The organism is Amycolatopsis eburnea (assembly GCF_003937945.1).
Classification (GTDB): Bacteria; Actinomycetota; Actinomycetes; order Mycobacteriales; family Pseudonocardiaceae; genus Amycolatopsis; species Amycolatopsis eburnea.
The window spans coordinates 276,910-290,592 of sequence record NZ_RSEC01000063.1; the positions used below are offsets into that span (position 1 = coordinate 276,910).

12 protein-coding genes and 1 tRNA gene are annotated in these 13,683 nt (G+C 74.3%); 6 read left to right on the forward strand and 7 right to left on the reverse strand.

Annotated features, from left to right (window positions below):
* Positions 1 to 157: 157 nt before the first annotated feature.
* The gene (locus EIY87_RS45010; RefSeq protein ID WP_125316211.1) at positions 158 to 724 is read right to left on the reverse strand and encodes an isochorismatase family protein; all 567 of its coding nucleotides are present in this window, start codon (positions 722 to 724) and stop codon (positions 158 to 160) included.
* A 54-nt stretch (positions 725 to 778) separates the two neighbouring features.
* Here EIY87_RS45010 and EIY87_RS45015 point away from each other — a divergent pair, with 54 nt between their 5' ends.
* The gene (locus EIY87_RS45015) at positions 779 to 1,069 is read left to right on the forward strand and encodes a ribosomal protein L7/L12 (protein WP_125316212.1); all 291 of its coding nucleotides are present in this window, start codon (positions 779 to 781) and stop codon (positions 1,067 to 1,069) included.
* 4 nt (positions 1,070 to 1,073) lie between these two features.
* Here EIY87_RS45015 and EIY87_RS45020 read toward each other — a convergent pair whose 3' ends face one another.
* Complete coding sequence (locus EIY87_RS45020) at positions 1,074 to 1,286, reverse strand: DUF2795 domain-containing protein (RefSeq protein ID WP_125316213.1); 213 nt, start codon at positions 1,284 to 1,286, stop codon at positions 1,074 to 1,076.
* Between the two features lie 34 nt (positions 1,287 to 1,320).
* Positions 1,321 to 2,310: a selenide, water dikinase SelD gene (selD, locus tag EIY87_RS45025; protein ID WP_125316214.1), complete on the reverse strand. Its 990-nt coding sequence runs from the start codon at positions 2,308 to 2,310 to the stop codon at positions 1,321 to 1,323.
* A gap of 54 nt (positions 2,311 to 2,364) precedes the next feature.
* On the opposite strand from selD, the gene EIY87_RS45030 reads away from it, so the two are divergent.
* From EIY87_RS45030 to selB, 3 genes are all read left to right on the forward strand, one after another.
* Positions 2,365 to 2,459 (forward strand) — tRNA-Sec (locus tag EIY87_RS45030).
* Complete coding sequence (selA, locus tag EIY87_RS45035) at positions 2,459 to 3,742, forward strand: L-seryl-tRNA(Sec) selenium transferase (RefSeq protein WP_125316215.1); 1,284 nt, start codon at positions 2,459 to 2,461, stop codon at positions 3,740 to 3,742. Before EIY87_RS45030 ends, selA begins: the two co-directional genes overlap by 1 nt.
* Positions 3,733 to 5,454: a selenocysteine-specific translation elongation factor gene (selB, locus tag EIY87_RS45040; protein ID WP_125316216.1), complete on the forward strand. Its 1,722-nt coding sequence runs from the start codon at positions 3,733 to 3,735 to the stop codon at positions 5,452 to 5,454. Before selA ends, selB begins: the two co-directional genes overlap by 10 nt.
* Positions 5,455 to 5,582: 128 nt before the next feature.
* Here selB and EIY87_RS45045 read toward each other — a convergent pair whose 3' ends face one another.
* The 3 genes from EIY87_RS45045 to EIY87_RS45055 form a co-directional block, all read right to left on the reverse strand.
* Positions 5,583 to 6,455 (reverse strand): alpha/beta fold hydrolase, encoded by an 873-nt coding sequence (locus EIY87_RS45045; protein WP_125316217.1) that lies wholly within the window; start codon positions 6,453 to 6,455, stop codon positions 5,583 to 5,585.
* A gap of 64 nt (positions 6,456 to 6,519) precedes the next feature.
* The gene (locus tag EIY87_RS45050; RefSeq protein ID WP_125316218.1) at positions 6,520 to 6,702 is read right to left on the reverse strand and encodes a CsbD family protein; all 183 of its coding nucleotides are present in this window, start codon (positions 6,700 to 6,702) and stop codon (positions 6,520 to 6,522) included.
* Between the two features lie 94 nt (positions 6,703 to 6,796).
* Positions 6,797 to 8,056: a cation:proton antiporter domain-containing protein gene (locus EIY87_RS45055; RefSeq protein WP_125316219.1), complete on the reverse strand. Its 1,260-nt coding sequence runs from the start codon at positions 8,054 to 8,056 to the stop codon at positions 6,797 to 6,799.
* Between the two features lie 182 nt (positions 8,057 to 8,238).
* Between EIY87_RS45055 and EIY87_RS45060 the strand changes: the two genes are divergently transcribed.
* Positions 8,239 to 8,583, forward strand: coding sequence for a hypothetical protein (locus tag EIY87_RS45060; RefSeq protein WP_125316220.1), 345 nt, complete (start codon positions 8,239 to 8,241; stop codon positions 8,581 to 8,583).
* Positions 8,584 to 8,622: 39 nt separating this feature from the next.
* Positions 8,623 to 9,954, forward strand: a complete 1,332-nt coding sequence (locus tag EIY87_RS45065) for a cytochrome P450 (RefSeq protein WP_125316221.1) — start codon at positions 8,623 to 8,625, stop codon at positions 9,952 to 9,954.
* Between the two features lie 5 nt (positions 9,955 to 9,959).
* On the opposite strand, the gene EIY87_RS45070 is transcribed toward EIY87_RS45065, so the two are convergent.
* Positions 9,960 to 13,613: a family 78 glycoside hydrolase catalytic domain gene (locus tag EIY87_RS45070; RefSeq protein ID WP_125316222.1), complete on the reverse strand. Its 3,654-nt coding sequence runs from the start codon at positions 13,611 to 13,613 to the stop codon at positions 9,960 to 9,962.
* Between the last annotated feature and the right edge of the window lie 70 nt (positions 13,614 to 13,683).

Genomic DNA, 13,683 nt, shown 5'->3' on the forward strand with positions numbered 1-13,683 from the left:
GCGCCGCCGGACGGCGCCCGCCGCCGATTTCACCCAGCCCGGAATCAACCTCGCCGGCAGCCCGGCCGTTGGCCCAGACCCGGCGGCCCGCCGATCCCGGCCGCCGCCGGACCGCACCACCCCGCCGCGACCGCGCCCGGCAGCCCAACACTCACCCTCAAGCCGGTGTCGTCACCCCGAACTCCACCTCCTCCGTGGTCAACGTGCCCGCCGTCCGGCCCGGTGCCGTCTGGTACTGCCAGTACATGTTCGTGTGCGCGATCACCTGACCCGGCGGCGGCGCACCGTACGCCGACAGGTCCTCCGTCGTGTGCGCGTCCGACACCAGCATCGCGTCGTACCCCCGCGCCAACGCCCCGTGCAGCGTGGACCGGATGCACGCGTCCGTCTGCGCGCCCGCCACCACCAGCGAGCCCACGCCGCGCTCGGCCAGCACCGCCTCCAGGTTCGTTGCCTCGAACGAGTCGCCGTACTCCTTGTGCACCAGCGGTTCCGCCTCGCGCCTCGCGAGTTCGGGGACGTATGCCCACTGCTCGCTGTCGCGCGGCAGCTCGGCGCTGGTGTGCTGCACCCACACCACTTCCGTGCCTGCCGCGCGGGCCTTGTCCACCAGGGTGACGATGTTGGCCAGCACCGACGAGCGGTCGTGGGCCGAGGACATCACCCCGTTCTGGACGTCGACGACGAGCAGGGCGGTCTTCGTGCGGTCGGTCAATGTGGTCATGAGCGGAACGATAGCCACCACCACCGACAATTTCCGGAAGTAGCATGGCCCGCCATGGACTACGGGATGCTGTTGCTGGGTGTGGTCGTGCTGGTCGCGGTCGTCGCGCTCGGGTCGTCGGCCACCGATCGGCGGCTGGCGCGGGTCGATCGGCGGCTCGCCCGGGTGGAGACCAAGCTCGACGCCATCGCCGCGAAGCTCGGGGTCGCCGTCGAGGAGCCGGGACTCGACGAGGTCGTCGCGCTGGTGCGGGAGGGCCGGAAGATCCAGGCGATCAAGGTCTACCGCGAACGCACCGGCGCCGGCCTCAAAGACGCCAAGGACGCCGTCGAGCGCCTCGGCTGAACCCCTACGGCGCCCCGCCGATGTGCTTGGCCGACACGGCCTCCCACACGGCATCGAAGTCGTCGTACCGGTCGCCGTCGGGCAGGCCGCCGAGGGGGCCGAGCACCGAGTCACCGCCGCCGGACGCCGCCGCGCGGCGCAGGAGCTCGTCGCGGCCGCACGGGTACCGCGTCTCGGCCAGGTGGTGTTCGAGGCTGGTTCGTTCCGGTGCGGACATACCCGTCGCGTACCCGCCGCACCCGGCCCGAAACTCAGCCCACGACGATCGTGTGCGCCCCGCGCGGCACCAGCTCCCCGATCACCGGGTACCCCGGCAGCTCCCCGGCCACCAGCAGCCCGCCGGACGTCTGCGCGTCGGCCAGCAGCAACGCCTCGTCCGCGGGGACCGCGAGGTCGGCGTGCGGCGCGACCCAGTCGAGGTTGCGCCGAGTGCCGCCGCTGACGTAGCCGTCGCGCAACGCCGCCCGCGCGCCGTCGAGGTACGGCACCGCCGCCGGGTCGATCCGGGCCGTGACGCCGCTGGCCCGCGCCAGCTTGTGCAGGTGACCCAGCAGGCCGAACCCGGTGACGTCGGTGGCGCACGTGGCCCCGGCGTCGACCGCCGCACGCGCGGCCGGAGCGTTCAGCGTGGTCATGACGTCGATCGCCTGCTCGAACCGTTCCCCGGTCGCCTTGTGCCGCGAATTCAGCACGCCGATACCGAGCGGCTTGGTCAGCGTCAGCGGCAGCCCCGCGCGGCCGGCGTCGTTGCGCAGCAGCCGCGACGGGTTCGCCACGCCGGTGACGGCCAGGCCGTACTTCGGTTCCGGGTCGTCGATGCTGTGCCCACCGGCGAGGTGGCAGCCCGCCTTGCCGCAGACGTCGAGGCCGCCGCGCAGCACTTCGGCGGCCAGCTCGAACGGCAGCGTCTCGCGCGGCCAGCCCAGCAGGTTGACCGCCACCACCGGCGTGCCGCCCATGGCGTAGACGTCCGAAAGGGCGTTCGCCGCCGCGATCCGGCCCCAGTCGTAGGCGTCGTCGACCACCGGCGTGAAGAAGTCCGTCGTCGCGATGAGCGCGGTGTCCCCGGAGATCCGGACCGCGGCCGCGTCGTCGCCGGTGTCGAGGCCGACGAGCAGCTCGCCCGGGGGATCGACGGGGGCGGCGCCGGTGAGGCCGCGGACGGCCGCTTCGAGTTCGCCCGGCGGGATCTTGCACGCGCAGCCGCCGCCGTGCGCGTACTGCGTCAGTCGGTAACCCACGGGTTCATCGTGCCCGTCCGCCGCGTCCTTGGCAGGATGGCTGCCATGGTGCAGGGAGGCGTATCCGGCCTGGTGACCGGCGCGATCTTCAAAATCGCCGAGCGGCAGGTCCTGCCGCTGGCGGGTTCGATTCCCGTCCGCCTCCGCCATGCCTGACCCGCGCCGCGCGATCCCGCGCACCGACGCGCTCCTGGCCGAGCCCGGGATCGCGAAAGCCGCCGCGGAACTCGGCCGTGACCTGGTGAAATCCGTCGTCCAGGATGTCCAGCGCGCCGCCCGCGCCGGGGAACTCGCCCCGGCCGACGTCGCCGCCACCGTGCTCGCGCGGCTGCCCGGGAGCGCGTCCTCTCTGCGGCCGGTGCTCAACGCGACCGGCGTCGTCGTGCACACCAACCTCGGCCGCGCCCCGCTCTCGGCCGCCGCGCTCGACGCGCTCGTGGCGGCCGGTGGCGCCACCGACGTCGAGTTCGACCTCGCGACCGGCGACCGGGCCCGCCGCGGCCGGAGCGCCCTGTCCGCGCTGGCCGCCGCCGTGCCGGACGCCGGCGCGGTGCACGTCGTCAACAACAACGCCGCCGCGCTCCTGCTCTGCGCGCTCGCCATGGCGCCGGGCCGCGAGATCGTCGTCAGCCGGGGCGAGCTGGTCGAGATCGGCGACGGCTTCCGCATCCCGGACCTCCTCGCCTCGACCGGGTCCCGGCTGCGGGAAGTCGGCACCACGAACCGGACGACGGCCGCCGACTACGCCGCCGCGCTGGGCCCGGACACCGGGTTCGTGCTCAAGGTCCACCCGTCGAACTACCGCGTCACCGGCTTCACGGCGGAGGCGTCGCTCGAGGAACTCGCCCAGCTCGGCGTGCCGGTCGTCGCCGACATCGGCTCCGGCCTGCTCGCCCCGCACCCCCTCCTGCCCGGCGAACCGGACGCGGCGACCGCGCTGCGAGCGGGCGCCGCGGTCGTCACGGCCAGCGGGGACAAGCTCCTGGGCGGCCCGCAGGCCGGGCTGATCTTCGGCGAGAAGGACGTCGTCGAACGGCTGCGGCGGCACCCCGCGGCCCGGGCCCTGCGCGTTGACAAGCTCACCCTCGCCGCCCTCGAAGCGACGCTGCGCGGGCCCCTCCCGCCGGTGCGCGCCGCGCTCGAAGCGTCCGTCGAGGACTTGCGGCGCCGCGCCGAAACCCTGGCCGAGAGCCTGCGGGAGTTCGGCGCCGAAGCGGTCGCGTCGACCGCGGCGGTCGGTGGCGGGGGAGCGCCCGGCGTCGAGCTGCCCAGCGCCGCGGTCAGCCTGCCCGCGCGGTTCGCGGTGGCCCTGCGGACGGGCGAGCCGCCGGTCGTCGGCCGGGTCGTGCGCGACCGCTGCCTGCTCGACCTGCGGACCGTGCGGCCGGACGAGGACGCGAAGCTGCGGGAAGCCGTGCGCCGATGCGGGTGATCGTCACCGCCGGCCACGTCGACCACGGGAAGTCCACGCTGGTGCGGCGGCTGACCGGGATGGAGCCGGACCGGTGGGCCGAGGAGCGCCGCCGCGGCCTCACCATCGACCTCGGGTTCGCGTGGACCCGGCTCGGCGGCGAGGACGTCGCGTTCGTCGACGTGCCGGGCCACGAACGGTTCGTCCCGAACATGCTCGCCGGCGCCGGGCCCGCGCCGGCCGTGCTGTTCGTCGTCGCCGCGGACGAGGGCTGGATGCCGCAGTCGGCCGAGCACCTCGCCGCGCTGGACGCGTTCGGTGTCCGCCGCGGCCTGCTGGTCGTCACCAAGGCCGACCGCGCCGACCCGGCCGCCGCCACCGAAGCCGCGTTGCACGAGATCGCCGGGACGTCGCTGGGCACCGTGCCGAGCGTCGCGGTCAGCGGCCGGACGGGCGCGGGCTTCGACGAGCTGCGGGCGGCGATCACCGAGCTGACGGCCGGCCTGCCCGCGCCCGACCCGGACGCCGACGTCCGGCTGTGGATCGACCGCGCCTTCACGGTGTCCGGCGCGGGCACGGTCGTGACGGGCACGCTGGCCGCCGGGACGATAGCGGTGGGCGACGAACTGCGGCTGGGCTCGACGCCGGTGAAGGTCCGCGGGCTGCAGGCGCTCGGCGAGCCCCGCGACCGGGTCACCGCCGTGGCCAGGGTGGCGGTCAACCTCCGCGGCACCGCGCGGGGCGACGTCGGCCGCGGCGATGTCCTGCTCACGCCCGGCCGCTGGCGCGCCACGGCCGAGTTCGACGTCCGGCTGCGCGGCGCGGCCGCCGCCGACCTGCACCGGAACCTGGTGCTGCACCTGGGCACGGTGGCGCGGCCGGTGCGCGTCCGTCCACTGGGGACGGACACCGCGCGGCTCACCACGAGCACCGCGCTGCCGTTGCGCGTCGGCGACCGGGGCCTGCTGCGCGACCCGGGGCAGCACCGGATCGCCGCCGGGTTCGACGTCCTGGACGTCCGCCCGCCCCCGCTGTCCCGCCGCGGCGCGGCCCGGGACCGCGGCCGCGAGCTGACCGACCCCGACCTCGCCCGGACGTACCTGCGCCGCCACGGTTTCGTCCGCGCGGCGGACTTCGCCGCGATGGGCCTGCCGGAGACGGGCGAGCGCCTGGGCGGCTGGCGCGCGGACCAGGAGCGGTTCGCGGCCCTGCGCGCGGAGGCGGCCGACGTCGTGGGCGGCTGGGACCGGACCGCGGCGGGCGTGCCGGTGGAGGCGCTGCGGCAGCGGCTCGGCCTGCCCGCGCCGGAACTCGTCGTCCCCGTGCTCGAGGGCACCGGGTTCGAGGTGGCCGGCGGGCTCGTCCGCCGTCCCGGCGCCGGTCTCGCCCCCGCGGTCGAAGAGGCGCTGGAGACGGTGCTGAAGCGGCTCGCGGAGCACCCGTTCCGCGCGCCGGAGGCGGACGAGCTGCGGGCGCTGGGCCTGGGCAGGCGCGAGCTGGCGGCGGCGGTCCGGCTCGGGCGCTTGACCGCCCTCGCCGAAGGGGTCGTGCTCGGCCCGGACGCGGAGGAGCGCGCGGTCGCCGGGCTGCGGCGCCTGCCGGGACCGTTCACGGTTTCCGAGGCGCGCAAAGCCCTCGACAGCACCCGGCGGGTGATGATCCCGCTGCTGGAACGCCTCGACGCGGCGGGCCGCACCGAACCCCTCGGCGACGGGACCCGCCGCCTGCGCTAAATCGACGCTCGGGACGAGCGCCCCAATGTGGCCTTCGGTGCGTCTGACGCACCCAAGGCGGCCTTCGGTGCGTCAGACGCAACCAAGGCCACCTTGGGGCGCAGTGCCGGACCTCTGTCCAGGAGCCGCTAAATCCCGCCGAAGAAGTCGCCGAGCGCGGTCGCCAGTGCTTCGGGGTTCTCCTCGGCCATGTGGTGCCCCGACTTGATCGCGTGCCCGCGCAGGTCCGTCGTCCAGGACCGCCAGACACCGAGGACGTCGCCGTAGAGATCCTCCAGGTCGTCGTCGCTCGACCACAGCACCAGGGCCGGGCAGGTGATCCGCCGTCCGGCCGCCTGGTCCGCGTCGTCGTGGGCACGGTCGACGCCCAGGCCCGCGCGGTAGTCCTCGAGCATCGCGGTGACCGTCGCCGGGTCGTGGATCGCGTGGTGGAAGTCGGCGAAGTTCCCGGCGCCGAGGCGCTCGGGCGTGTTCTTGGTGGCGACGTTGTACCAGGCGTCCGGGTCGGCGGTGATCACTCGTTCGGGTTTTTCCGGCTGGGCGAAGAAGAACCAGTGGTACCACTCGCGCGCGAACCGCGCGTCGCAGCGGGCGAGGGCCTCGCCGATCGGGACGGCGTCCAGGATCGCCGCGCCGCGGATCACCGACGGGTGGTCGAGCGCCAGCCGCGTCGCCACGTACGCGCCGCGGTCGTGCCCCGCCACGAAGAACCGGGGATGCCCCAGGTGCGCCATCAAGGCGACGCAGTCGGCCGCCATGACGCGCTTGCTGTACGGCGTGTGCTGGGCGTCGGTCGGTGGTTTCGTCGAGCGGCCGTAGCCGCGCGTGTCCGGGCACACCACCGTGAACCGCTCCGCGAGCCGAGGCGCCACCCGGTGCCACGTCGTGTGCGTGCGCGGGTGCCCGTGCAGCAGCAGGACCGGCGGGCCCGAGCCGCCGTGGCGCACTCGCAGCGTGACGTCGCCGACGTCGACGTGGTCGAGCGTGAAGCCGTCGAACATGAATCGCCCCCAGCGCGAAAGGCGGCCGCACCCCGGGCAGGGGGTGCGGCCGCGGAAGAACCGGTCAGTCCTTGTTCGTGACGCCCTTCACGGCGTCCTTGATCTTCTCGCCCGCCTGCTTCAGCGAGCCCTTGGCCTGTTCGGACTTGCCCTCGGCCTGCCACTGCTCGTTGTCCGTGGCGTTGCCGACGGCTTCCTTGGCCCGGCCCTTGAGCTCTTCGCCCTTGTTCTCGAACTTGTCGTTCATCGGGGTGCACCTTCCGTCGCGGCGACATTTCCGGATCGGCCAGTCGCCAAAAGGGCCTTGCCGGGCGGTTACCCGGCCGTCGCGGGTCTACACATCAGGTCGACGGCAAGTGGCCGCCCATCCGTTCGATCCGCTGGATCGCCGGCTCCGCGAGGATGCCGTGCACGAGCACCGACACGGCGACGGCGAGCGCGCCGACCCGCCAGAGCACGTCCTGCTGCGGCACCGGGAGCCGGTTGAGCGCGTAGGCCAGGTAGTACAGCGTGCCGATGCCGCGGACGCCGAAGAACGCGATCGCCGCGGTGGCCGGCCGTCCGGCGGAGCCGCCGAGCAGCGAAAGCCAGCCGAGCACCGGCCGCACGACCAGGACCGCGACGACGGCGAGCACCACTTCGAGCACGCGCAGGCCGCGCAGCAGCCCGTCGCCGATCGCCAGCCCGAGCCCCAGCAGCGCCAGCGGCACGAACAGCCGTTCCAGCTGGTGGCCGAAGGCGTGCAGGACGCCGTGGTAGTCGTGCTCCCGCTCCAGCTTGCGCACGACCACGGCCGCGACGAACACGGCGGCGAACCCGTTGCCGTGGGCCACTTCCGCCAGCGCGTACGGCAGGAACGCCAACGCCAGCAGGACGAGGCCGTCGCCGTACTCGGCCAGCCGCAACCGGTCCGACGCGGTGTGGAAGATCGCCCAGCCGAGGCCGCGGCCGGCCAGCAGGCCGACCAGCACGCCGATCGCGACGGGCAGCAGGAGGTCCACCAGCACCCAGGAGACGTCCAGGTTCGGCCTGCTGCCCGCCACGGCCAGGCCGAGCAGGACGAACGGCATGGTCAGGCCGTCGTTGAGCCCGGCCTCCGTGGTGAGCGTGAACCGGATTTCGTTGTTGCGGGCCAGATCCGGCTCGACGTCGGGGTGCGGCACGCCGACGTCGCCCGCCAGCACCGGGTCGGTCGGGGCCAGCGCCGCGGCCAGCAGCAGCGCCACCCCGGGGGCGAGCTCGAGCCACCAGTACCCGAGCGCGGCGATCACCAGGATCGACAGCGGCATGGTCAGGGCCAGCAGCCGCCACGTCGAGCCCCAGCGCTTCAGGCCGAACGCGCGGTCCACGGACAGGCCCGCCCCGGCGAGCGCGACGAGAATACCCAGCTGGGTGAAGGATTCGACGCCGCGCAGGTGGGCGGCGGGGTCGCTCCAGCCGTTGCCGTACGGCGCGGGCAGCGGCAGCAGGCCCAGGACGATCCCGGCGATCAGCATCACCAGCGGCACCGAGAACGGCCGGTCGGCGACGAGTTTCGGGACGATCGCCGCGGCGAGGGCGAGCAGGCCGGCCACGCCGAACAGCACCGTCAACGACGACAAGGGTTCCTCCTGCCCGCTCGTGCCGTGCCGCCCGGGCGGGAGGTCCGGGCCGGAACCCGGCCGAGCGTGAGCGGGGTCCGCCGCCGCCCCGGATCGGCCGCGCGGGAGTAGCGTTGGCCGTCGAGGTGCGTCGCGCCCGGAGTTCCCGGCTGTGCGCGCGGCGAAACCGGTGAGGAGGCGGCGTGACGGCGAGCAACGGGGCCGGCCGGCCGTGCCGGTTCTGCGGCCGGTCCCGCGACCCGCGGGTGCCCGGCCGGGCCGGGCCGATCTGCCTGGACTGCGTCCGGGCCGGGCTGCGCGTGGTGCGCGACGGCGCGGACCGGGAGACCCCGGCGGGCGACGTGCTGGCCGCCGTGACGTCGCCGCTGGCCGCGGTCTGCGACTTCTGCGGCCTCCGCGAGCGCCGGACGTTCCTCGGCCTCCGGCGTCCGCTGCTGCGCGTGGACTGCGCCGCGCGGGACGCGGTGATCTGCGCCGACTGCCTCGACCACGCCGGCGACGTGCTGAACGTCGCCCTGCGCCGCTGACGGCGTTTCCGCCGCGGGCGTCCCGGGTAGCCGCGCCTCATGACGACTACCCAGGAGAGGCCCGACACCGCTTCGGTGGCCGAGACGATCCGGATCGCGCTCGGCGTGGCGCTGCCCACGCTGGCCGGCGGCGTGATCAAGCGCCGCCCGCGCGCGATGGCCGTCGCGGAGAAGCTCCAGGTCGATCGTCCGGCCGTAAAGCTGCTGACGCGCCTGCGCGACCGCCACCACGGGCGGCCGCTGAAGCTGCGCGTGCCCGGCCGGTCGATGGAGCTGGCGTTGTCCGCCGAAGACGTCGGCGCGGTGCTGGCGGCCGCCCCGATGCCGTTCAGCCCGTCCACGGTGGAGAAACGCGCCGCGCTGGGGCACTTCCAGCCGCACGGCGTGCTGATCTCGCCCGCCGGCGACCGCGCCCCGCGGCGCGCCTTCTCCGAGGCCGTGCTGGAGCCGGGCCGTCCGCTGCACGAGCTGGCGGCGCCGTTCGCCCGCGCGATCGCCGCCGAGACCGCTGCCCTGACCAGCGCCACCGAGCTGACCTGGGACACCTTCAACGTCGCTTGGTGGCGCCTGGTCCGGCGGATCGTGCTGGGCGAGGGCGCCCGCGACGACGAGACCCTGACCGACCAGCTGGAGCGGCTCCGCCTCGACGCCAACTGGGCCTACCTGCACCCGCGGCGGAACCGGCTGCGCGCCGAATTCCACGACCGCCTGACCGGGCACCTGAACCGCGCGGAGCCGGGCAGCCTGGCCGCGGCGATCGCGGGCGCGCCCGGCGACGGCACGGCGGCGGACCAGGTGGCGCACTGGCTGTTCGCCTTCGACGCGGCGGGCATGGTGACCTTCCGGACGCTGGCCCTGCTGGCGTCCCACCCGGCGGCGGCCGACCGCGCCCGCGAGGAGGTCGCCGGGATCGATCCGGGGGAGCCACATCAGCTGAGCTACCTGCGGGCGTGCGTGCTGGACGCGATCCGCCTGTGGCCCACGACGCCGATGCTGCTGCGCGAAAGCACGGAGGAGACGTCGTGGGGCCCGGCGGGCACGACGGTCCTGGTCTTCACCCCGTTCTTCCACCGCGACGCGGACCTGCCCTACGCCGACCGCTTCGACCCGGACATCTGGCTCGACGGCCGCGCGGCGGCCAACCCGGCGCTCGTCCCGTTCAGCGCCGGCCCGGCGATCTGCCCGGGCCGTGACCTGGTCCAGTTCTGCGTGAGCACGCTGCTGGCGAACCTGCTGCGGGGCCATGCGTTCGAGCAGACGACGGGTCCGGTGCTGGCTCCGGACCGCCCGCTCCCGGCGACGCTCGACAACTTCCACCTGAAGTTCGCCGTGCGGCCGGTGCCGCCCCGCGAAGGAGGCGGCACCGGCTGAACTCCCTACGCGGGAGCGGTGAACACGTACGAACCCGCCGGCACGAAGTACGTTCCCGGCGCCGATGGCACGGCCTGAGCGGGAGCCGCCACCGCGCCCGGGTTCGACGTCGGCACCTGCACCGTCGCCGAGGACCCGGCCGGCACCGTCACCTTCAGCGTCAACGTCCCGTTCGACACCGACCAGTCGCTGACCGCGCCGCCGTACGGGGTCTCGTACGCCGACTTCGCCGACGTCAAGCCACCACCCGGACGCGGCGCCACCAGCAGCGACGCGTAGCCCGGGGACGACGGCGACAGCCCGCCGACCGAGCGGTAGAGGAAGTCGCCCACCGAGCCGAGGCCGTAGTGGTTGAACGAGTTCATGCCCGGGTCGTTGAACGTGCCGTCCGGCTTGATGCCGTCCCAGCGCTCCCAGATCGTGGTCGCGCCGTGGCCGATCATGTAGCCCCAGCCGGGGAAGCCCGGCTGCAGCAGCACCTGGTACGCGACGTCGGCGTGGCCGTGCGCGGCCAGCACCGGCAGCAGGTTCTCGACGCCGAGGAAGCCGACGCTCAGGTGGCCGCCCGCCGCCGCCACGCGCGCGGCCAGCTTGTCCGCCGCCGGCTGGACGCGCGACGCCGGGAGCAGCCCGAACGCCAGCGCCAGGACGTACCCGGCCTGCGAGCCCGATCCCACCGTGCCGTCGGCCTGCGTGAACCGGCTGGTGAAGGCCGCGCCGATCTGGTCGGCCAGCGTCCCGTACTTCGTCGCCTCCGCCGTCCGCCCGGTCGCCGCCGCCATCCGCGACACCAGCCGCGACGACCACGCGAAGAACGCCGTCGAAATCAGGTCCTGCGCGGTGTTGTCGTTGACGTTCAGCCAGTCCCCGTACGTCTGGTGGTCGCGGATCAGGTCCGCGCCGGACGTCGAGCGCAGGTACTCGACCCACTTCACCATCGCGGCGAAGTGCTCGTCGATCACGCCGGTGTCGCCGTAGCGCTGCCACAGCGTGTACGGCACGATGACGCCCGCGTCGCCCCAGCCCGCCGTGCCCGAGCCGCCCAGCACGCCCGGCGCGACGTCGGTGAACGAGCCGTCGGCGTGCTGCGCGTCGACCAGGTCGTCGCTGAACTTGCCGAGGAAGTTCGCCACGTCGAGGTTGAACGTCGAAGTGCCCGCGAAGATCCCGATGTCGCCGGTCCAGCCGAGCCGCTCGTCGCGCTGCGGGCAGTCGCTCGGGACGGACAGCATGTTCGAGCGCTCACCCCACAGGATGTTGTGCTGCAGCTGGTTCACCAGCGCGTTCGACGTCGTGAACGTGCCCGTTTGCGTACCGGACGTCCACATCGCGCGGCCGGTCAACGTCGTCGCCGTCGGCGCCGAGGGCAGGCCGGTCAGCTCGACGTACCGGTAGCCGTGCACGGTGAACCGCGGCTCGTACGTCTCGGCGGACCCGGTGCCGGCCAACGTGAAGCGGTCGGTCGCCTGCGCCGCGCGGAGGTTCGTCGTGTAGATCGTGCCGTCCGGGTTGAGCACTTCGGCGTGCCGCACGGTCACGGTCGTGCCCGCCGGCCCGGTCACCGAAAGCCGGTTCCAGCCGCTGAAGTTCTGGCCGAGGTCGGCCACCCACACGCCGGGCTTCGCCTGCGTCCACGCGACGGGCTTGAACTCCTGCTGCACCGTGACGCCGTTGTCCACTTGGGACACCAGGTTCGGCTTCGCGCCGGAGCGCACGCGCGGTGCGGACCACGCCCGGTCGTCGAAGCCGGGCCGGTCCCAGCCCGCCGGCGCGAGCCGGGCGTCGTAGGTCTCGCCCTGGTAGAGGTCGTCGGCGCGAATCGGGCCGTCGGCGGTCTTCCAGGTGCCGTCGGACGCGATCGTCGTGGTGGTCCCGTCGGTGAACGTCAGCTTGAGCTGCGCCGAGTACCACGGCTCGGTGCCGTACTTCTGGCTGCCGGCGATGCCGACGCTGCCGGAGTACCAGCCGTTGCCGAGCAGCGCGCCCAGCGCGTTCTCGCCCTGGCGGACCTGCCCGGTGACGTCGGAAACGCGGTACTGGACGCGTTTCGCGTAGTCGGTCCAGCCGGGCGCGAGGACCTCGGTGCCGACCTTGACGCCGTTGAGGTGGGTCTCCTGCAGCCCGAGCGCGGTGGTGAGCAGCCGCGCGCTCGCCACCGGCTTCGAGACGGTGAAGCTCTTGCGCAGCAGGGGAGAGGGCGCGGACACGGCGACGTTCGCACCCCACGGGCCGGTGCCGTACGCGGTCAGCGCGCGGGCGGCCGTCCAGGAGCTGTCGTCGAACCCGCGCTGCTCCCAGCCGGCGGGCCCGGTCTGGTTCGCCTTCCACGTGCCGTCGGTGGTGACGATGGGTCCGCCTGGGACGGTCAGCTTGGCGATCAGCCCGGCCGGGCTCTGCGTGGTGTTCTCGGCGCTGATCGCGATCGTGTTGGAGCCCGCGGTGAGGAGACCGCCGACGTCGACGACGGCCGCGGTCTTCCACGAGTCGGTGACCCGCGGCGAGTCGCTCACCTTCGTGCCGTTGACCCACACGGTCGCGGTGTCGTCGCCGGTGACGACCAGCGTCGCCTTGCCCGGCGCGGCCAGGTCGAAGGTCTTGCGGAAGAACCGGGTGGCCGGGGGCACGCCGCCGAGCGGATCGCCTTCGGGGTACCAGATCCAGCTCGCCCCGGCGAGGTCCGGGCCGGCGGTGGCGCGGCCGACGAACGCGCCGGTCCACTCGGCCGACGGCGTGCGCAACGCGGTTTCGAAGCGCTGCACCGCGCTCCAGCCGCTCTGCCGGCCCTGGCCGTCCCAGACGCGGACGCGCCAGGTGTACGCCGTGAGCGAGCCGAGCGCCGGACCGCCGTAAGGCACATCGGCCTGCTGCGCCGAAGCGACGCGGCCGCTGTCCCAGACGTCCGTTCCGCCGGCGGACACCACGATCTGATACGCGGACTGCCGCTGCTGCGGTGCGGACGAGCCCAGCTTCCAGCCGAACCGCGGCCGCGCCGGGTCGACGCCGAGGGGGTTCACCCGCTGCCCGACCGTGGCGGTCGCGACCGACAGCGGGGTCGGGTCCGAGGCGTTCGGCGTGCGGACGCCGGTGCCCCAGGGCGCGGTGCCGTACGCGCCGAGGTCCTGCGCCGCGGCCCAGCCGCCGTCGGCGAAACCGGGCTGTTCCCAGCCTTCCGCCGCGGTGGTGGCGCTCTTCCAGCCGGCGTCGGTGGGCACGTCCGTGGTGCCCGAGCCGGTGGTGACGCGCAGCCTGCCGAGCAGGCCCGCCGGTCCGCCGGCGTTGCGGGCGGCGACGGCGAGGGTGTTGACGCCGGGCTTGAGCGCCGGCTTGAGGTCCACCGCCAGCGCCGTCCGCCAGGAGTCCGTGGTGCGCGCCGACGACGCCAGTGGCGTGCCGTTGAGCCAGACGTCGGCGGTGTCGTCGCCGGTCACGGCGAACCGGGCGTCGGTGACCGCGCCGGCGGGGACGGTGAACGTCGTGCGGAAGTACCGGGTGGCGGCGGGCGCCGAGACGCGGGCGTCGCCTTCGGGGTACCAGATCCAGTGCGCGCCGGCGAGGTCGACGGGTGGGGCGGCGCCGGCCGGGGGCGCCGCGGCGGCCGCGAGGGCCAGGACCGCGGCGAGCGTGGTGGTGGTCGCGCGCCAAAGCTTGGAGGGCAGCATGCAGGCTCCCTGGAGGCGGGGATGGGCGACGAATTTGAACGTTTCAATACAGCGTGATACGTGACTGTAA